This is a genomic window from Bradyrhizobium sp. OK095 (assembly GCF_900109945.1).
Classification (GTDB): Bacteria; Pseudomonadota; Alphaproteobacteria; order Rhizobiales; family Xanthobacteraceae; genus Bradyrhizobium.
In genome coordinates, this window is record NZ_FOBX01000003.1 from 271,813 (window position 1) to 291,701 (window position 19,889).

The window sequence follows — 19,889 nt, forward strand, 5'->3', positions numbered from 1 at the left end:
TCGAAGGACTGCCGAACTACCAAATAATACAAATATAAAATTCAGGGAGAGAACGATGAGCAATTTCGACAGGCGAAGTGTGCTTAAAGCTGGCCTGGGCGGTGCAGCGTTGCTGGCCGGCCCCGGCATCGTCCCGGTGCGTGCGGCTGAGTGGACCAATGTGCCGGAGGCGAACGCCTCAATCCGCGTGTTGCGCTGGAAGCAGTTCATCCAGGCCGAGTACGACAAGTTCGCCGAGCAGGCCAAGAAGTTTTCCGAAAAGACCGGCGTCAAGGTCAAGCTCGAAGCCGAGAGCTGGGACGACATCCGGCCGAAGGCGGCGGTCGCCGCCAATGTCGGCGCCGGTCCCGACCTCATCATCGGCACGCTCGACGATCCGCACAAATTCCCGGAAAAGCTGATCGACATGACTGACGTCGCCGACTATCTCGGCAAGCAGTATGGCGGTTGGTATCCGGTTGCTGAGCGCTACGGCAAGAAGGGCAATAGCTGGATCGCGATTCCGCAGGGCGCGACCGGCGGCTGCCTGAACTACCGCATCAGCCACGTGAAGGCCGCCGGCTTCGACGAATTCCCGAAGGATACCGACGGCTTCCTCAAGCTGTGCCAGGCGTTGAAGAAGAACAACACGCCGGCCGGTTTCGCGCTCGGCCATGCCACGGGCGACGCCAACGGCTGGTGCCAGTGGGCGCTGTGGGCGTTCGGCGGCAAGGTCGTCAACGACAAGAACGAGGTCGTGATCGACTCCCCGGAGACCATTGCGGCGCTTGAATACGTCAAGCAGCTCTATGCGACGTTTATCCCGGGCGTGCTGTCGTGGAACGACTCGAACAACAACAAGGCGTTCCTCAACGGCGAACTCAGCCTGACCCTGAACGGCATCTCGATTTGGACGGTCGGCAAGAACTCCCCCGATCCGAAGCAGCAGGAGATCGCCAAGGACATGAACCACGCGCAGATGCCGATCGGTCCCGTCGGCGTGTCCACCGAGCAGCAGAACATCCTGGTCTATTACGGCTACAAGCACTCGAAATATCCGAAGGCGGTGAAGGAGTTCATCAAGTTCATGATGGACAAGGAGAACTATGACGCCTGGGAAGTCGCCTCCAACGGCTACGTCTCGCCGCCGCTGCCGGCCTACAACGACAATCCGGTCTGGACCTCCGATCCCAAGATCACGCCGTATCGCGACTGCCTGAAGCGCTGCCGCGACAACGGCTATGCCGGCGATCTCGGCTACGCCTCGGCCGCCGTCATGGGCGACTTCGTCGTGGTCGACATGTTCGCCGAAGCGGCGACCGGTTCGGTCACGCCGAAGGAAGCAGCCGCCCGCGCCGCCGAGCGCGCCAAGCGCTACTACCAGGTCTGATCAGCTCCAATCTGCACGGCGTCCGGTTCGCCGGACGCCGTGATTCTTCGTCCTAGGGGAATCCGACATGGCAGTTATGGCCGAGTCCGCTGTCGCGCAGGTCAAGCGCAGCAGCATGTGGACCAGAGCTTTCGAAAGCCGAAATTTTCTCGGCGCGATGTTCATGGTGCCGGCGATCGCCATTCTCATTCTGTTTCTCGCCTATCCGCTGGCGCTGGGCCTCTGGCTCGGCATGACCGATACCAAGATCGGCGGGGTGGGACGCTACATCGGCTTCGGAAACTTCGTGTCGCTTGCGAAGGATTCGGTGTTCTGGCTGTCGGTGTTCAACACCATTTTCTACACCTTCGCCGCCAGCATCGTGAAATTCGCCATCGGACTTTACCTCGCGCTGCTGCTCAACGAGCGGCTGCCGTTCAAGTCGATGGTCCGTGCCATCGTGCTGTTGCCCTTCGTGGTGCCGACGGTGCTCTCTGCGATCGCGTTCTGGTGGATCTATGACAGCCAGTTCTCGATCATCTCCTGGGTGCTGCTCAAGGCTGGCCTGATCACGCACTACATCGATTTCCTCGGCGATCCCTGGAATGCGCGCTGGTCGGTCGTCGCCGCCAATATCTGGCGCGGCGTGCCCTTCGTGGCGATCACGCTGCTGGCGGGATTACAGACCATCTCGCCCTCGCTCTATGAGGCCGCCAATCTCGACGGCGCCACCAATCTGCAGCGCTTCCGCCACATCACTCTGCCGATGCTGTCGCCGATCATCGCGGTCGTGATGACGTTCTCGGTGCTGATGACCTTCACCGACTTCCAGCTCATCTACACCATTACGCGGGGCGGCCCGATCAATGCCACCCATCTGATGGCGACGCTGTCGTTCCAGCGCGCCATCACCGGCGGCAATCTCGGGGAGGGCGCGGCGATCTCGAATGCGATGATTCCGTTCCTGGTCGCGGCGATCCTGCTCAGCTTTTTCGGGCTTCAGCGTTCCCGCTGGCAGCAGGGCGGGAGGGACTGACCATGACCACGACGGACGACCAAAGCGTCGGAATGGACTACCTCGAGAGCTTCCCGCGGAGGTTCCTCCGCGTCTACTTTCCGCTCGGTCTGATCATCTGCTTCCTGCTGTTCCCGTTCTACTGGATGGCAATCGCGACGTTCAAGCCGGACGCGGAGATGTACGACTACGAGAAGTACAATCCGTTCTGGATCGTGCATCCGACGCTGGAGCACATCAAGAAGCTGTTCTTCGACACCGATTATCCGCTCTGGATGTGGAATACCGTGATCGTCTCGGTGTCCTCGACCTTCATCTCGCTGTTTGCCAGCGTTTGCGCCGCCTATGCGATCGAACGCTTGCGCTACAAGGGCTCGCGCTACGTCGGGCTTGCGATCTTCCTTGGCTATCTCGTGCCGCCCTCGATCCTGTTCATTCCGCTGGCGGCGACCGTGTTCCAGCTCGGCCTGTTCGACGGCAATCTGGCGCTGATCCTGACCTATCCGACCTTCCTGATCCCGTTCTGCACCTGGCTCCTGATGGGCTATTTCCGTACCATTCCCTACGAGCTCGAGGAGTGCGCGCTGATCGACGGGGCGACACGGATCCAGATCCTGATGAAAATCACGCTGCCGCTGTCGCTCCCGGGGGTGATCTCGGCGGGAATTTTCGCCTTCACGTTGTCCTGGAACGAGTTCATCTACGCGCTGACCTTTATCTCCTCGTCGGAGAACAAGACCATTCCCGTCGGCGCCATCACCGAGCTCGTCAACGGCGACGTCTACCATTGGGGCGCGCTGATGGCGGCGGCCCTGACTGGCTCGGTCCCTGTAGTTATCCTTTATTCCTTCTTCGTGGAGTATTATGTGTCGGCAATGACCGGCGCCGTGAAGGAATGATCGCGGGGCCTGCCGAGGGCGCGTCAGGAGCGGCGCGTCCCGGCCAATAAGAAGGAGTAGGCTCTTGCACATTCTGGTTCTGGGCGCCGCCGGCATGGTCGGCCGTAAATTGTGTGAACGGCTGCTGCGCGACGGCCGGCTTGGCAAGAGCGAAATCACCAAGCTCACCATGCATGACGTGGTCGAGCCGAAGAAGCCGGAGAAGGCCCCCTTTGCCGTCGAAACGGTGTCGAGCGATTTCGCGGTCCCAGGCGCGGCCGAGAAGCTGATCGCCGGCCGTCCTGACGCGATCTTCCATCTGGCCGCGATCGTCTCGGGTGAAGCCGAGCAGGACTTCGACAAGGGCTATCGCATCAATCTCGACGGCACGCGGATGCTGCTCGACGCCGTCCGGCTCGCAGGCGGCGGCTACAAGCCGCGCGTGGTGTTCACGTCCTCGATCGCCGTGTTCGGCGCGCCGTTCCCCGATGCCATCGGCGACGAGTTCTTCCACACCCCGCTGCTCAGCTACGGCACCCAGAAGGCGATCGGCGAGCTGCTGCTGGCCGACTATTCGCGCCGCGGCTTCCTCGACGGCATCGGCATCCGTCTGCCGACCATCTGCATCCGGCCCGGCCTGCCCAACAAGGCGGCATCGGGCTTCTTCTCCAACATCCTGCGCGAGCCGCTGGCCGGCAAGGAGGTCGTGCTCCCGGTCTCCGAGGACGTCCGCCACTGGCACGCCACGCCGCGCTCCGCCGTTGGCTTCCTGCTCCATGCCGGCACCATGGATCTCGCCAAGGTCGGTCCGCGTCGTAACCTGACCATGCCCGGTTTCTCGGCAACGGTCGGCGAGCAGATTGCCGCGCTCAAGCGTGTCGCCGGCGACAAGGTCGCCGCACGCATCAAGCACGAGCTTGATCCCTTCATCGTCGGCATCGTCGACGGCTGGCCGCGCAATTTCGAGGCGAAGCGGGCGCGCGAGCTCGGCTTCACCACCGAGGAAAAGACCTTCGACGATATCATCCGCATTCACATCGAGGACGAGCTCGGCGGCAATTTCGTCGCCTGATCGTATCAGATGAACAGCGTGGAAATGACGATGGCGAGCGTAGCTTGCATCGGTGAATGCATGGTCGAGCTCCGGCAGGCCCAAGGCGGGTCTGCCGGGCAGAGCGGTGGCCTGTACTCGCGCGGCTTCGGCGGCGACACCCTCAACACGGCGGTGTACCTGGCGCGGCTCGAGGTCAAGGTCGACTATCTCACCGCGCTCGGCGATGACGCCCTGAGCGATGAGATGATCGCGGCCTGGAATGCGGAGAGCATCGGCACAAGGCGCGTCGTGCGGCTGCCGGGCAAGCTGCCCGGCCTCTACATGATCCAGCTGGACGCCAAGGGCGAGCGTCAATTCTTCCACTGGCGCGACAGTGCGGCAGCGCGCCAATTGATGAGCCTGCCGGAGACGGACGAGTTGCTCAACTCGCTGATGAGCTACGACATCGTCTATCTCTCCGCGATCACGCTCTCGATCTACGATACGGCCGGGCGCGATCGCCTGTTCGCGGCGATCAAGCGCGCGCGCCTGCTCGGCACGCGCTTCGTGTTCGACACAAACTTCCGCGCGCGGGGATGGCCCGACCGCGACGTCGCGCGCGAGGTGTTTGCGGCAGCTTTTGCGGCCGCCGACATCGTGCTGACCTCGACCGAGGATTTGCTCGCGCTCTATCCCGGCGAGAGCCACGAGCAATTGATGGCCCGCATCCCCGCGCCCGAGCTGGTGTTCCGCCTCGCTGAGCCCGTCAGCCTGTTGCGCTTCCCCGGTGGCACCAGCGAAGTCCGCGCCGAACCCATGACGAAACCGGTCGTTGATACCACGGCGGCCGGTGACAGCTTTGCCGCGGCCTATATCGCGGCCCGGCTTGCCGGTTCCGATCCGGTCGAGGCGGCCCAGGCCGGGCATCGTCTCGCCAGCCTCGTGATCTGCTATGCCGGTGCCATCATTCCGGGCTATGCCATGCCGCCTAAGAAGCGTCACCGGCCGGCGACCACGCGCCAGGCGACCAAGTGACAAGCGACCAAGTGAAACGAAAGCCAAGATGACCACGACCGCCCAACAGAACCACCTCGTCGCGCTCTTCAAGGCCGCGACCGTCATTCCCGTCCTCACCATCGAGCGTATCCAGGATGCCGTGCCGCTGGCGCGTGCGCTGGTCGCCGGCGGCGTCCGCACGCTGGAGGTGACCATGCGCACCCCCGTCGCGATCGAGGCGGCGCGGGCGATGATGGCCGAAGTCCCCGAAGCGGTCGTCGGTATCGGTACGATTCTCAATCCTGCCGACTTCACCCGTGTCGAGAAGCTCGGCGTTGCGTTCGGCATCAGCCCGGGCATGACCCCCGATCTGCTCAAGGTCGCTGCCGACAGCTCCTTGCCGTTCGCACCGGGCATCGCCACCGCGTCCGAACTGATGATGGCGTTGTCCTACGGCCTTGATGTCGCAAAATTCTTCCCGGCCGAGCAGGCCGGTGGCATCAAGGGCCTGCGTGCCCTCGGCGGGCCGTTCCCGAATGTGCGGTTCTGCCCGACCGGGGGGGTGGGCGAGGCCAATGCGGCGACCTGGCTCGCCGAGCCCAATGTGGTCGCGGTCGGCGGTTCCTGGCTGTGCCCGGCGGCGGAGATCAAGGCCGGGAACTGGGCCGGCATAACTGCCATCTGCCAGCGCACCCTCCAGGCCCTTAAACCTGCGTGAAGTCTTGCCATCCCTGGGCTAAGACTTAGCTCAGGTAGAGATCCCAGGGAGAAGAGACCATGACCGCCAGCATCGTCGGATGGGCGCATACGCCGTTCGGCAAGTTCGACACCGAGACCGTCGAAAGCCTCATCGTCCGCGTTGCCAATGAGGCGATTGCGGACGCCGGCATCTCGGCTTCCGACGTCGACGAGATCGTGCTCGGCCATTTCAACGCCGGCTTCTCGCCGCAGGATTTTACCGCCTCGCTGGTGCTCCAGGCCGACCCGAAGCTGCGCTTCAAGCCGACCACCCGCGTCGAGAACGCCTGCGCCACGGGATCTGCCGCCGTGCACCAGGGTGTTCGCGCAATTGCAGCCGGCGCCGCCAAGATCGTGCTGGTCGTCGGTGTCGAGCAGATGACGCGCACGCCGGGTCCGGAGATCGGCAAGAACCTGCTCAAGGCGTCCTATCTGCCCGAGGACGGCGACACCGTCGGCGGCTTCGCCGGCGTGTTCGGCAAGATCGCCAGCTCCTACTTTCAGAAATACGGCGACCAGTCCGATGCGCTGGCGCTGATCGCGGCCAAGAACCACAAGAACGGCGTCGCCAATCCCTACGCCCAGATGCGCAAGGACTTTGGCTTCGACTTCTGCCGCGCCGAGAGCGAGAAGAATCCCTACGTCGCGGGTCCGCTGAAGCGCACCGATTGCTCGCTCGTCTCCGACGGTGCGGCTGCGCTGATCTTGGCCGATGCCGAGACCGCCAAGGGCATGAGCAAGTCGATCGGCTTCCGCGCCACCGCGCACGCCCAGGACTTTTTGCCGATGTCCAAGCGCGACATCCTCCAGTTCGAAGGCTGCACGGTCGCCTGGCAGCGCGCGCTGGAGCAGGCGGGGATCACGCTGTCCGATCTCTCCTTCGTCGAGACCCATGATTGCTTCACCGTCGCCGAGCTGATCGAGTACGAAGCGATGGGCCTGACGCCGAAGGGGCAGGGCGCCCGCGCCATCAAGGAAGGCTGGACGCTCAAGGACGGCAAGCTGCCGGTCAATCCCTCCGGCGGCCTGAAAGCCAAGGGCCACCCGATCGGCGCCACCGGCGTCTCCATGCATGTGATGACCGCGATGCAGCTTGCGGGACAAGCGCCAGAGGGCATGCAGCTCAAGAACGCCAAGTTGGGCGGCATCTTCAACATGGGCGGCGCAGCGGTTGCCAACTACGTCTCCGTGCTGGAGCCGTTGAAATAGGTTCGGTTCTTGTAGGTTGGGCAAAGGCGCTATGCGCCGTGCCCGCTTTCTTTGCGTTAAATCATGGTGGGCCCTCCGGGCCTACCTTAATGCTCCTGATTGATTGGCAGGGAATGCATCATGAGCAATGACTACGAAGACTCACTCTCGATCGACGCACTCAACGATCGCATCGCGATCCTCGAGGATAATATCCGCCAGCTCATCGAGCAGGCCGCGGCCGCCTCGGGCGAGCAGAACGAGTCGCGGATCGCCGACCGCATCAACCAGCAGAACGAAGAGCTCGATCGCCTCATCAAGATCCGCGAATCCCGCCAGAAGAAATAGCGGACGCATCGGCCTGCGCATGCGGCCATACGCCGGCCGCCCTTGCGCGCATGGCGTCACTGCCGTTAGCTGGACCGAAATCGCGGAGCTTATTTGAGCCCGCGCAATCGGGAGCGAACGAATGGGGCCGCTGAAGGGCATCAAGGTCGTCGACATGACCACCGTGCTGATGGGGCCCTATGCGACCCAGATGCTCGGCGATTACGGCGCCGACGTGATCAAGGTGGAATCGCTCGACGGCGACGTCACCCGCCTGATCGGTCCGATGCGGCACACCGGCATGGGCCCGGTGTTCCTCAACACCAACCGCAGCAAGCGCTCGATCTGCCTCGACCTCAAGAAGTCCTCGGGGCGCGAGGCCGTGCTGCGGCTGCTGAAGGACGCCGACGTTCTCGTCTACAATGTCCGGCCGCAGGCGATGGCGCGACTTCAGCTCGGCTACGAAATCGTCTCCGCAATCAACCCGCGCCTCGTCTATGCCGGCGTGTTCGGCTTCGGCCAGGACGGGCCTTACGCGGCAAAGCCGGCCTACGACGATCTGATCCAGGGCGCGACCGCGCTCCCCGCATTGATGGCGCAGACCGGTGACGGCGTGCCGCGCTATGTGCCGAACGCGCTGGTCGACCGTATCGTCGGTCTCACCGCCGTCGGCGCGATCTGCGCCAGCCTCGTGCATCGCGACCGCACCGGCCGCGGCCAGCGCGTCGACATCCCGATGTTCGAGACCATGGCGGGCTTCGTCATGGGCGACCACATGGGCGGGCTCACCTATGAGCCGCCGCTCGACAAGGGCGGCTATGCCCGCCACCTCTCGCGTGACCGCCGGCCTTACAAGACGTCTGACGGCTATCTCAGCGTCATCGTCTACAACGACAAGCAGTGGGAGAATTTCTTCACGGCGACGGGGCGCGACGATCTGCGCGCCGACGCAAAGTTCGCGACCTTCGCCGGCCGCGCCGCCAACATCGACGTCGTCTACGCCGAACTCGCCCGCATCTTCGAGACCCGTTCGACGGCCGAGTGGATCGACCTGCTGACCAAGGCCGACGTCCCGGTGATGCCGATGCACGATCTGGAAGGCGTTCTGCACGATCCGCATCTGGAGGCGACCGGCTTCTTCCCCGTCGTGAACCATCCGACCGAGGGCCCGATCCGCAGCATGAAGGTCACGGCGACTTGGTCGGAGACCGAGGCGGAGCCGGTGCGACTCGCACCGCGGCTCAACGAGCACGGCGCAGAGATCTTGCGCGAGATCGGCTACTCCGCCGACGAGATCGCGGCCATGGTCCGTGATGGCGTCACGCGATCGCCGCCGGAATAGGGAGGAAGTGATGGCGCCAACTCTCTCATCCGTCATTCCGGGGCGCGCCCTCTTGGGCGCGAGCCCGGAATCCATACTCCCGATGGTGGTTATGGATTCCGGGCTCGCGACTTCGTCGCGCCCCGGAATGACAGCCTGGAGATAGCGCCATGAGTTTCATCACCGGCGTCGGCCTCACACCTTTCGGCAAGCACGAAGGTTCGTCCTCGCTCGACCTGATGAGCAAGGCGGCGCAGGCCGCGCTTGACGATGCCGGGCTGAAGCGTGCCGAGATCGACGGCATCCTCTGCGGCTATTCCACGGTCTCGCCGCACATCATGCTGGCGACGGTGTTCGCCGAGCATTTTGGAATCCGCCCGTCCTACGCCCACGCCGTACAGGTCGGCGGCGCCACCGGGCTCGCGATGACGATGCTCGCCCATCACCTCGTCGAAGCAGGCGTCGCGCGCAATGTGCTCGTCGTCGCTGGCGAGAACCGCCTCACCGGGCAAAGCCGCGACGCCTCGATCCAGGCCCTGGCGCAGGTCGGGCATCCCGATTACGAGGTGCCGCTCGGGCCAACCATTCCCGCCTATTACGGTCTGGTCGCGACCCGCTACATGCACGAATACGGCGTGACCGAGGAAGACCTTGCCGAATTCGCGGTGCTGATGCGCGCGCACGCCTGCACCCATCCCGGCGCGCAATTCCGCGATCCCATCACCGTCGCTGATGTCATGGCGTCGAAGCCAGTGGCGATGCCGCTAAAACTGCTCGACTGCTGTCCGGTGTCCGACGGTGGTGCCGCCTTCGTCATCAGCCGTGAGCGAATCGGAGAGGTAGGCGTGCGCATCCGTGGCTGCGCCCAGGCGCATACGCATCAACATGTCACGGCCGCACCCGCGCTTAGCGAGCTCGGCGCCGAGATCTCCATCGTCCGCGCCAGGGAAGCCACGGGCCTTGCGATCTCCGACGTGCGCTACGCCGCGATCTACGACAGCTTTACCATCACTCTGGCGATGCTGCTGGAAGACCTCGGCCTAGCAGGACGCGGCGAGGCGGCCGCGCGTGTTCGATCGGGCCATTTCGGCCGTGACGGCGCGATGCCGCTGAATACCCATGGCGGCCTGCTCAGCTATGGCCATTGCGGTGTCGGCGGCGCCATGGCGCATCTGGTCGAGGCGCATTTGCAGATGACGGGACGGGCGGCGAATCGTCAAGTGCGCGACGCCTCGATTACACTGCTGCACGGCGACGGCGGCGTGCTGTCATCACACGTGAGCATGTTCTTGGAGCGGGTGCGATGAGCGAGCGTCTAGCGGATTGGACCAAGGGCGAAGAGGTCATCACCTTCCAGACCTGCACCGCATGCGGCCACGTGCAGTATTTTCATCGCGCCTTCTGCGCGGCCTGCGGCTCATCCGGCCCGCGCGACGCGCGCGCCAGCGGTCAGGGCAAGGTCTATGCGACCTCGCTGGTCTGTCGCGCCGCTACGCCTGAGACGCGCGCGCACGTGCCCTACAATATTTTGCTGGTGGATTGCGCCGAGGGTTTTCGCATGATGGCGCATGGCGAGAACGATCTCGTCATCGGGGATGACGTGATCGCGGGCTTCAAGCCGTTTGCTGGAAAGCTGGTGCCGTTCTTCTCGAAGAAGCAGTAGTGGGATTCGTCATTCGGGGGCGGTCCAAAGGACCGAGCCTGGAACGGGTATTCTGGGCCTGGCCTGTGCGACGGCCACCCCGGAATGACGAAAACTCTCACGCAACTCTAACTCAACGCCCGTAGAACAGGATGCTGGCGATAACGAGCATTGCCATCACCGCCAGCATATGCGCGAGCGCTTCCGAGGCCGCCCCCTTGGTGGCTTCCTTCATGCCTTTTTCTCCCTAGACCTGGGCGTGACTCATCGATGCGCTACGCACGCATACGACGGCCAATTGTTTTTACTCGGAACACCCCTTGCGAGTACTCACCGCGATTTGTCCCCACGCGGCGAATATCGACTGTCCCAAGGTCGATCAGCAATGCGGCGGCATTTTGACTCGATAATGTTGCTGTTGCGTCCGCTCAACACACGGTTTGCGGGAACTTGCTTCGACAGAGAAAAGTCTCATCGGATTTTCTTGGAAAGTTTCGCCGACGGCCTGGTTATGGCCATCGATTTGGCCTTCGAAGCCACCATCAGCGCATCCCTGATATTGTTGAGGTGACGCGTCATCGCGTGGCTCGCCTTGCGCGCGCTCTTCGCTTGAACGGCTTGGAAGATGGCTTCGTGATCCCTGAGCCACATGGGACGATAATCCTCCATCTGCATGTGGTTGTGAATCTCTTGCCAAATGCCGGACTCGGTTTGCGCGCGCCACAAGGAGTCGCTGATCGACACCAGCGCGCCGTTCCCCGTCGACTCGGCCAGCACCATGTGGAAGCGGTGGTCCGACGTGTCGGCCTCGCGTCCCTGCGAATGTTCCCAGCGCATCATGGCGAGTGCTTCGGCAAGCTGCACGAAGGTGGCCTCGGAGGCGCGCTGCGCCGCGATCGCCGCGATCTGCGGTTCGATCAGCTGACGCGCTTCCAGATTCTCGAACGGCCCAAAGCCTTCGAGCACATGCACGTCAGGTGCTTCCTGACGACTGATGACATAGACGCCGCTGTTGCTGCGGACCTTCAGCATCCCCGCCATCGCCAGCGACAGGATGGCCTCGCGCACCGTCGGTCGCGACACGCCAAAAGTCTTCGCGAGATCGCGCTCGGCTGGCAGGCGCTGGCCGATGCGGTAACTCGCCTGGATCATTGCAGCAATGCGCCGCGCGACGATCTCGAAGCTGCGTTCAGGCTTGGACGGAGGGTCGTGCAACATCTTCGTGCTCATCAGCTGTTTTTTTGAGTTTGACAAGCTGCCGCACGAAAGCCAAGCTGGTCATACCAATTTGGCCTGACCAATTTGGAGCGACTGACGCCGGATCTCGATCACCGGCGGGAAGACGGGGCGTCCGCGCGTGTCCGACAGAAGATTGAATTCGGCCGAGGCGCGTGACATCGCGTTCCATCTGCATTCGCAGACCAATCCGCAGCGACATGCAGAAACCGGACCGTTGATCATGGCGCGCGGCGAGGGCGTCCATGTCTACGACGCGAGCGGCAAGCGTTATCTGGAAGCGATGGCCGGGCTCTGGTGCACCTCGCTCGGCTTTTCCGAGAAACGGCTCAAGGCGGCGGCAGCTGCGGCCTACGACAAGTTCGGCTTCTATCACAGCTTCAATCACAAGACGCCCGACAACACGATCGACCTCGCCGAGAAGCTGGTAGAGATTTCGCCGATCCCGGACGCACAGGCCTATTTCGCGACGTCCGGCTCGGAAGCCACCGAGACGATGGTGAAGCTCGCCTGGGTGTATCATGCGGTCCATGGCAAGCCCGGCAAGCGCAAGATCATCGCGCGCGACCGCGGCTTCCATGGCTCGACGATCGTTGCGGCCTCGATGTGCGGTTTGCCCCGAATGCACCGCGAATTCGGCCTTCCGCTCGACGGCTTCCTGCACACGCATTGCCCGGATGCCTATCGCGGCACCAGACCCGGCGAGAGCGAGCCGGCTTTCGTCGATCGCCTTGCAGCGGATCTCGAAGCGATGATCGTGGCCGAGGGACCTGATACGATCGCAGCCTTCATCGCCGAGCCGATCAACGCGGGCGGTGGCATCGTCGTGCCGCCAAAGGGATACTTCGCGAAAATCGAGGCGGTGCTGCGCCGTCACGACATTCTGGTGCTCGGCGACGAGGTGGTCTGCGGCTTTGGTCGCACCGGCAATTGGTTCGGCTGCGAGACGGTCGGCATGAAGCCGGACATGGTGGCGCTCGCCAAGGGCATCACCTCGTCCTACTTCCCGATGTCGGCCGTGTTGCTGGGACGTCCGATCCGCGACGCGCTTGCGGAGATGAACAAGGGCGGCGAGCTGTTCGGCCACGGCTTTACCAATTCCGGACATCCGGTCGGCGCGGCCATCGCGCTCGAAACGCTGAAAATCTATCATGAGATGGATGTGGTGCCGCATGTCCGGCGCATGGGCGGTCGTCTCCGCACAGGGCTCGAGCAGATCGCGCGGGATTCGCGCATCGTCGGCCAGGTCAGGGGCGAAGGATTGATGATCGGGGTCGAGCTGGTTGCTGAGCCCGCGACGCGGCGGGCGTTCGATCCCGCGCTGAAGGTCGGCGCGATGTTCGATGCGCTTGCGATCGAGAATGGCCTGATCATCCGCGCGATGGGCGACACGATCGGGTTCTGTCCGCCGCTGATCATCGACGAGGCCGGGGTCGACGAAGCGCTCGACCTGTTCGTGCGGACCTTGTCCCGCGCCGAAGCCAAGCTTGCCGAGAACCGTCCATCTTCGTAATCCGTTGAGGAGACCATCACATGCGCCGTCGAGACCTGCTCCGATCCACCCTGGGCGCCGGTCTCGGCGTCGCCCTAAGCTCGACTTTTCCGATGCCGCGATTGGCCCGTGCGCAGGGTTCGCGCGTGCTGCGCTTCGTGCCACAGGCCGATGCGGCCATTCTCGATCCGATGATCACCACCGGTCTGGTCAACCGGAATCACGGCTTCCTGATCTGGGACACGCTCTACGGCGTCGATGAAAAATTCCAGGCTCAGCCGCAGATGGTCGCCGGCCACACCGTCGAGAACGACGGCAAGCTCTGGACCATGACCTTGCGCGACGGCTTGAAATTCCACGACGGCGAGCCCGTGCGCGGCCGCGACGTGGTGGCGAGCCTGAAACGCTGGGCCTCGCGCGATGCGTTCGGCAATTCGCTCTTCACTCTGGTCGACGAGCTCTCCGCGCCTGATGACAAGACCGTGCGCTGGCGGCTCAAGTCGCCGTTTCCGCTGCTGCCGGAAGCGCTCGGCAAGGTCGGTGCCATCATCGCCTTCATCATGCCGGAGCGTCTCGCGCTGACCGACAGCGTCATGCCGGTCAAGGAGCTGATCGGGTCCGGTCCGTTCAAATTCCAGGCGGATCAGCACGTTCCCGGCGCGCGCCTGGTCTACACGCGCTTCGAGGGCTACGTGCCGCGCCCCGAGGGGACGCCGAGCCTGCTCGCCGGTCCGAAGGTCGCTTATTTCGACCGGGTCGAGTGGCTGGTCCTGCCGGATCCCGCGACGGCCGCGGCCGCGCTGCAGCAGGGTGAGATCGACTGGTGGGATCAGCCCATCGTCGATCTGTTGCCGAAGCTGAAGGCGAACAAGGCGCTCAATGTCGAGTTGCTCGATCCCATCGGCAATGTCGGCGTGCTGCGCTTCAATCACACGCAGCCGCCGTTTGACAACCCGGCCATCCGCCGCGCGGTGCTCTCGGCCATCAGCCAGCAGGAATTTATGTCCGCGATTGCGGGAGACGACACCAGTCTCTGGCGCGACAAGGTCGGCTTCTTCGCGCCCGGTGGCGTCATGGCGAACGATGCCGGCATGGACGCGCTGACCGGCCCCCGCGACATCGCCGCCGCCGCCAAGGCCATCAAGGACGCCGGCTACAAGGGCGAGAAAGTGCTGCTGATGGCGCCGGGTGATTTCCCCGTCATCGGACAGATGAGCGAGGTCACCGCCGATCTGTTCCGCAAGCTCGGCTTCAACCTCGATTACGTGATGATGGACTGGGGCTCGATGCTGCGGCGCATGGGCAACCGCGAGACTCCGGACAAGGGCGGATACAGCGCCTTCTGCACCTATTCCGCCGGCGTCACGCAACTGAACCCGTCAGCCCATAACTTCATCCGCGGCAGCGGTGACAAGGCGACCTTCGGCTGGGCCAAGAGCGAGAAGCTGGAGCAGCTTCGCGATTCCTGGTTTGCCGCGCCCGATGCCGCCGCGCAGACCAAGATCGGCATCGAGATGCAGAAGCAGTGCTTCATCGATGTCCCCTATGTGCCGCTTGGTGTCTTCTATCAGCCGACCGCGTACAAGAAGAGCCTGACCGGCATGCTCAAGGGCCTGCCGTTGTTCTGGAACGTGCGCGGCGCCTGAAGGATTTTCGATGCTTCCAATCACCGGCTATGTGGACCGCTGGAGCGTGCGCCCCGGCGACGAGATCAAGTTCATGATCGCGGTCAAGGGTGGCGGCCGCTATTCGGCGCGGATCGCACGAATCATCTGCGGCGATCCAAACCCGAGGGGGCCTGGTTACCGCGAGATTCCGGTCAAGTGGGATCTCGAAGGCCAGCACGATGGCGTCGAGCAGACCATCGCCAAGGGCTCATGGGTCGACGTACCAGCACTGACTTTGCCGGCAGGTCCGATCGCCTTTGCCGCGACCGTCTGGCCGACCTTGCTCGCCGCGGGCCAGCAGGCCGTGCTGAATTTTGCCGGCGCCGGCGGCGCGCTGACGCTTGGCATCGGTGAAAGCGGCGCTTTCGCGCGGCTTGTAACCGGCGAGGGCACCGTCGAGGTTGAGACCGGCATCGCGCTCACCGAGCGTGCCTGGCACGACATCGCCTGCCTGTTCGATCCCGCGACCGGATCGCTGGCGATTGCGCAGGCACCACGCAAAATCAGGCTCGACCGCGATGAGCGCACGACGAAAGCGCTGAGCGCACCAAAGGCCGCGTTGGCCGGCATGGGCACGGCGGCAATCGCGGCGGAGCGCGGAAGCCGGGGCGTGGTCCACCATTTCAACGGCAAGATCGAGCGGCCGCGCATCACCGATGGCGGCGCCGGTCTTGACGGCGTCATCGCCGCGCAGGCCTCCGGAACGGCGACCCCCTCCATCGCCGAATGGGATTTTTCCATCGGCATTCCGACCGATGCGGCGACCGATATCGGCGCCGTCAAGGCGCACGGCACCTGCATCAATCTGCCGACGCGGGCGATGACGGGCTCGCGCTGGACCGGCGGCGTGACGCATCGCTGGACGGAGGATCCAAAGCTTTGGGGCGCGATCCATTTCCATGATGACGATATAGGCGATTCCGGCTGGCAGCCGTCGCTGACCTTCACCGTGCCTGAGGACTGGACAAGCGGCGTCTATGCGCTGCATCTCGACAAGGACGGCGCGCGCGACAATATCGTCTTCTATGTCCGCGCCAAGATACCAGGATCGCAGGCCAAGGTGGCGTTCCTCGCGCCGACCTTCAGTTACACGGTCTACAGCCAGTATCAGAAGAAGGGCAGACAGGCCCTGATCACGGAACGCTCGCTGGCTTGGGGCGCGCTGGCGCAGGCGCCGGACGGCCATCCCGAGTACGGCGTCTCGCCCTACAATTTCCATTCGGACGGCAGCGGAGTGGTGATGTCGACCATGCGCCGGCCGCTGATCGACAAGCGCGTCAACCAGATCCATCTGGTCGATCCCAGCGATGATGGTTCCGGCCTCTACTGGATCTCCGCCGACAGCGCCATCACCGATCTTCTCACGCGCAAGGGCATCGATTTCGAAGTCATCACCGATCACGACGTCCATGCCGAAGGCGTCGACCTGCTATCAAAATATTCCGTCGTTCTGACCGGCCAGCATCCGGAATATCATACGCATGAGACGCTCGATGCGCTCGGTGCTTACATCGGCAATGGCGGTCGCTTCATGTATCTCGGCGGCAACGGTTTCTACTGGAAAGTGGTGCCGCACGCGACAGGCACCTGGGCCTTCGAGCTGCGGCGCGCCGAGGGCGGCATCCGTCTGTGGGAGACGCTGCCCGGCGAGAGCTATCATGCGTTCGACGGCTCCTATGGCGGCCTCTGGCGACGGCTCGGCCGGCCGCCGCAGGCCCTGGTCGGCGTCGGCTTCAGCACGCAAGGAGAGTACAAGGGGTTTCCCTACACCTTCCTCGACGGCATTCTCGATTCCCGCGTCGCCTTCATGCGCGAGGGGATCGAGGATCTGGCGAGCCCCGGTGCCAAGCTTGGCGAGCGCGGCTTCATGGGTGGCGGCGCCGCCGGCCACGAGCTCGACCGTGCGGACACGCGCCTCGGCACGCCGCATCATGCGATCATCATCGGCCGGGCTGTTCTCGACGATCCGACCTATCAGCCCGTCAACGAAGAGCGCTGGGACCATATCTGGCCGGCGTCGCGCGAGGAGATCATCCGCTCCGACTTGACCTTTTTCGAGACGCCGAACGGCGGCGCGGTGTTTTCGGTCGGCTCGATGAATTTCATCGGCGCCTTGCCGGTCGACGGCTACAACAATGTGGCGGCCCTGCTGGTGACCAATATTGTCAAACGCTTCGCTGATTCCACGCCGTTCCCGGTGCCGAAGGCCTCGACGGCCTAGCGTTGACGCGATGATGTTGCGCTCGGGTCGGCGCACGACTAGTCTTGGAAATTGTTAGAAAAACAAGACCAAGACCCAAGGTGACTGATGGCCCGTATCATCTACAGCGACCCGATCGACGCGTCCGACCGCACCCGCGAAATTCTCGACAAGAACCGCCACGCCAACATTTTTCGCATGATGGCGCATTCGCCGAGCTATTTTGAGCAGTACTGCCGCCTCGGCGGCGCCATCCGCCACAAGGGCGAGCTCGATCCGGTCGTGCGCGAGTTGGCGATCACCCGCACCGGCATCCTGTGCGAGGCGCCCTACGAGATCGTCGCGCACAAGCGCATCGGCAAGAATGTCGGCGTCACCGACGAGCAGAACGAGGCGCTCGAGAACTGGCAGGCAGCGACCTGTTTCAACGAGGTGCAGCGCGCCGCGCTCGCCTTCACCGATGAGATCGTGAAATTGAACAAGCCGACGGACGCGACCTTCAAGGCGATCGCCGCGAAGCTGACGCACGCCGCATTGGTCGAGCTCCAGCTCTCGGTCGGCTTCTACATCATGACGTCGAAGTTTCTGGAGACGTTCGAGATCGATCTCCAGCCGGTCACGGAAGTGGTAGGGTAGTCAAACGGGGCGAGGCCCATGACCATCGACGATTATGCCGACTGGGCTGCGACGGTTGCGAAGGTCACTCGGCCGCCGACCAGCGAGCGGCTGTCCTATCTTGGTCTCGGTCTCGCCGGCGAATCCGGCGAGGTTGCCGAGCACATCAAGAAGCTGCTGCGTGACGGCACGCTCGATCAGGCCGCGATGGCCGAAGAGCTCGGCGACGTCGTCTACTACTGGGTCTGCCTGTGCGTCGCCCTGGGCCGCAAGCCGTCGGAGGTGCTTACGGCGAGCAGGGCGAAGATCAGCGCGAGACTCACACAATAGGGCTCACGTCGACGTCAAAATATCCACCTTGGCGTTGGCGACGATCAGGCGATCGGCCAGGAGCTGCGCGAGGTTGCGCATGATTCGTTCGCTGGCGTGGGGATGCTGCTTGCGGAAGCGCTCGAAGTCTTTCAGGGGCACTTCAAAGGCGGTCGCCGCCATGTCCGCGAACACGTCGGCAGACCGGGTCGCTTCAAGCAGCGCCATCTCGCCAAAAGCCATGCCCGCGGTCAGCGTCGCCAGCCGCACGCCGTCGGGCAGCGTGACGTGGACGGCACCGCTGCGCAGGAAATACAGTGTATCGGCGGGCTCGCCGGTGGTGACGATCTTCTCGCCCGAATGATGTGTCCGGATTGTGCTGAGCGAGGCCAGGTCAGTCAGCTCTTCGTCGCTGAGACCCGCCAGCAGTGGCTGCTCGGCAAGCTCCGTGGTCTCGTGAAAGTCGATGGAGCCACCATGGCGGTACACGATCTGGTCTTCAGCCCATTCGATCGCGGTGTCGAGCAGATAGAAGTCGCGGAGGTTCTTCAGTTCCGCGGTCCATTCGCGCAGCGTATTCCATTCCTTCGAGGCGCGGCGGACTCCTGACAGCACCACGGTGACATTGAGCGTGGCCAACTCCTCGAACGCCTCCGCCACGAGCCGCGCGCCGGCCCGCGTGGTGGAGGTCACGCGATGCAGATCGAAGATCACGAATTGCGGCCGCGGCCGGCCCGCGAGCCGCCGCGAGACATAATCGACCGCGGACAGCGACAACGTGCCGACCAGCTCGATGACCCGCACCTCCTGCTCATGGGTCGCGAGAATCTCGCGCTCCTGCGGACGGCGGACGCGGCGGGACGGGCTCTTGCCGATGTCGTAATCGGCGATGACGGCGTTACGGGCATCGTCGCTGCGGTTCAGCATGTGCAGATCGTAATGCGAGGACAGGGCTTCGCAGACCTTGATGCCGCGCACGCTGTTGCCGTGCTTGTCGAGCTTTGGCGAATAGCTGCCGAGCCCAAGCCGGGCAGGGAGCGCCGCCAGAATGCCGCCGCCGACGCCGCTCTTGGCGGGAATGCCGATCCGGTAGATCCATTCGCCGGCATAATCGTACATGCCCGAGGACGTCATCACCGACAGCGTGCGCGAGATCGCATACGGCGTCAGCACCTGCTCGCCCGTGACAGGATTGATACCGCGATTGGCGAGCGTCGCCGCCATCACCGCGATGTCGCGCGCGGTGACCAGCACCGCGCATTGCCGGAAATAGACGTCGAGGACGCCGGCGACATTGTCCGAGATCACCGCATTGGTCTTGAGCAGATAGCCGATGGCGCGGTTGCGGTCGCCGGTCTGACTTTCGGAAGCGTAGACGGCCTCGTCCACCGCGAGATCGCGTCCGGCAAAGCGGCTGAGCGCGAGACGGATCTGCTCGAAGGCATCAGCGCCCTTGCTCTCGTGGATCAGCCCGGTGCAGGCGATCGCGCCGGCATTGACCATCGGGTTGAACGGATGGTTGTCGGAATTGAGCCGGATCGAGTTGAAGGGATCGCCCGACGGCTCGACGCCGATCGCGCTCTCGACCTTGCCTGCGCCCAGAAGATCCAGCGCCAGCGCAAAGACAAACGGCTTCGACATCGACTGGATCGTGAAGGGCACCCTGGAGTCGCCGACTTCATAGACATGGCCGTCCAGCGTCGCCAGGCTGATGCCAAAATAGGCAGGATCGGCCTTGCTCAGCTCCGGAATGTAGTCCGCGACATGGCCGGACGTTTCGGCAGAGAATTCATTGAGGCAGGTGTCGAGAAACCGCAGCAAGGGCGGCTTTGAGCGGATCCAGGCGGAGGCGGGTGGCGAGTTGGTCATCGCCCCTGTTGTGCA

18 protein-coding genes are annotated in these 19,889 nt (G+C 63.7%); 16 read left to right on the forward strand and 2 right to left on the reverse strand.

Features of this window, described 5'->3' with window-relative positions:
- The first annotated feature begins 55 nt into the window (after nt 1–55).
- The 11 genes from BMW89_RS10200 (at nt 56) to BMW89_RS10250 (ending at nt 10,507) form a co-directional block, all read left to right on the forward strand.
- Nucleotides 56–1,369 (forward strand): ABC transporter substrate-binding protein, encoded by a 1,314-nt coding sequence (locus BMW89_RS10200; RefSeq protein ID WP_092025324.1) that lies wholly within the window; start codon nt 56–58, stop codon nt 1,367–1,369.
- Between the two features lie 115 nt (nt 1,370–1,484).
- Nucleotides 1,485–2,384 carry a carbohydrate ABC transporter permease gene (locus tag BMW89_RS10205; RefSeq protein WP_502686388.1) on the forward strand — a complete coding sequence of 300 codons (900 nt, stop codon included), beginning with the start codon at nt 1,485–1,487 and terminating at the stop codon, nt 2,382–2,384.
- A 2-nt stretch (nt 2,385–2,386) separates the two neighbouring features.
- Entirely contained in the window at nt 2,387–3,262 is an 876-nt protein-coding gene (locus BMW89_RS10210; RefSeq protein WP_092025330.1) for a carbohydrate ABC transporter permease, read from the forward strand.
- Between the two features lie 64 nt (nt 3,263–3,326).
- Nucleotides 3,327–4,313 carry a D-erythronate dehydrogenase gene (gene denD, locus BMW89_RS10215; protein WP_092025333.1) on the forward strand — a complete coding sequence of 329 codons (987 nt, stop codon included), beginning with the start codon at nt 3,327–3,329 and terminating at the stop codon, nt 4,311–4,313.
- A 30-nt stretch (nt 4,314–4,343) separates the two neighbouring features.
- Nucleotides 4,344–5,309: a sugar kinase gene (locus tag BMW89_RS10220; protein WP_177195953.1), complete on the forward strand. Its 966-nt coding sequence runs from the start codon at nt 4,344–4,346 to the stop codon at nt 5,307–5,309.
- Between the two features lie 28 nt (nt 5,310–5,337).
- Nucleotides 5,338–5,988: a bifunctional 4-hydroxy-2-oxoglutarate aldolase/2-dehydro-3-deoxy-phosphogluconate aldolase gene (eda, locus tag BMW89_RS10225; protein ID WP_177195954.1), complete on the forward strand. Its 651-nt coding sequence runs from the start codon at nt 5,338–5,340 to the stop codon at nt 5,986–5,988.
- 59 nt (nt 5,989–6,047) lie between these two features.
- A complete protein-coding gene (locus BMW89_RS10230) occupies nt 6,048–7,217 on the forward strand; it encodes an acetyl-CoA acetyltransferase (RefSeq protein WP_092025342.1) in 1,170 nt (389 codons plus the stop codon).
- A 120-nt stretch (nt 7,218–7,337) separates the two neighbouring features.
- On the forward strand, nt 7,338–7,544 hold the full coding sequence (locus tag BMW89_RS10235) for a hypothetical protein (RefSeq protein WP_092025345.1): 207 nt from the start codon (nt 7,338–7,340) through the stop codon (nt 7,542–7,544).
- Between the two features lie 121 nt (nt 7,545–7,665).
- Nucleotides 7,666–8,865, forward strand: a complete 1,200-nt coding sequence (locus BMW89_RS10240) for a CaiB/BaiF CoA transferase family protein (RefSeq protein WP_092025348.1) — start codon at nt 7,666–7,668, stop codon at nt 8,863–8,865.
- Nucleotides 8,866–9,014: 149 nt separating this feature from the next.
- The gene (locus BMW89_RS10245; RefSeq protein WP_092025350.1) at nt 9,015–10,151 is read left to right on the forward strand and encodes a thiolase family protein; all 1,137 of its coding nucleotides are present in this window, start codon (nt 9,015–9,017) and stop codon (nt 10,149–10,151) included.
- Nucleotides 10,148–10,507 carry a Zn-ribbon domain-containing OB-fold protein gene (locus BMW89_RS10250; protein ID WP_092025353.1) on the forward strand — a complete coding sequence of 120 codons (360 nt, stop codon included), beginning with the start codon at nt 10,148–10,150 and terminating at the stop codon, nt 10,505–10,507. Before BMW89_RS10245 ends, BMW89_RS10250 begins: the two co-directional genes overlap by 4 nt.
- A gap of 450 nt (nt 10,508–10,957) precedes the next feature.
- On the opposite strand, the gene BMW89_RS10255 is transcribed toward BMW89_RS10250, so the two are convergent.
- Nucleotides 10,958–11,716 (reverse strand): FadR/GntR family transcriptional regulator, encoded by a 759-nt coding sequence (locus tag BMW89_RS10255; RefSeq protein WP_092025356.1) that lies wholly within the window; start codon nt 11,714–11,716, stop codon nt 10,958–10,960.
- 127 nt (nt 11,717–11,843) lie between these two features.
- Here BMW89_RS10255 and BMW89_RS10260 point away from each other — a divergent pair, with 127 nt between their 5' ends.
- The 5 genes from BMW89_RS10260 to BMW89_RS10280 all read left to right on the forward strand — a co-directional run bounded on the left by BMW89_RS10260 (nt 11,844) and on the right by BMW89_RS10280 (nt 18,026).
- On the forward strand, nt 11,844–13,235 hold the full coding sequence (locus BMW89_RS10260) for an aspartate aminotransferase family protein (RefSeq protein ID WP_092025359.1): 1,392 nt from the start codon (nt 11,844–11,846) through the stop codon (nt 13,233–13,235).
- Between the two features lie 20 nt (nt 13,236–13,255).
- The gene (locus tag BMW89_RS10265; protein ID WP_092025362.1) at nt 13,256–14,860 is read left to right on the forward strand and encodes an ABC transporter substrate-binding protein; all 1,605 of its coding nucleotides are present in this window, start codon (nt 13,256–13,258) and stop codon (nt 14,858–14,860) included.
- Between the two features lie 10 nt (nt 14,861–14,870).
- Nucleotides 14,871–17,102: a N,N-dimethylformamidase beta subunit family domain-containing protein gene (locus BMW89_RS10270; protein WP_092025365.1), complete on the forward strand. Its 2,232-nt coding sequence runs from the start codon at nt 14,871–14,873 to the stop codon at nt 17,100–17,102.
- Nucleotides 17,103–17,189: 87 nt separating this feature from the next.
- A complete protein-coding gene (locus BMW89_RS10275) occupies nt 17,190–17,717 on the forward strand; it encodes a carboxymuconolactone decarboxylase family protein (protein WP_092025368.1) in 528 nt (175 codons plus the stop codon).
- A gap of 18 nt (nt 17,718–17,735) precedes the next feature.
- Nucleotides 17,736–18,026, forward strand: coding sequence for a nucleoside triphosphate pyrophosphohydrolase family protein (locus BMW89_RS10280; RefSeq protein ID WP_092025371.1), 291 nt, complete (start codon nt 17,736–17,738; stop codon nt 18,024–18,026).
- A 3-nt stretch (nt 18,027–18,029) separates the two neighbouring features.
- Here BMW89_RS10280 and glsA read toward each other — a convergent pair whose 3' ends face one another.
- Nucleotides 18,030–19,874: a glutaminase A gene (gene glsA / locus BMW89_RS10285; protein ID WP_092025374.1), complete on the reverse strand. Its 1,845-nt coding sequence runs from the start codon at nt 19,872–19,874 to the stop codon at nt 18,030–18,032.
- Nucleotides 19,875–19,889 lie beyond the last annotated feature (15 nt).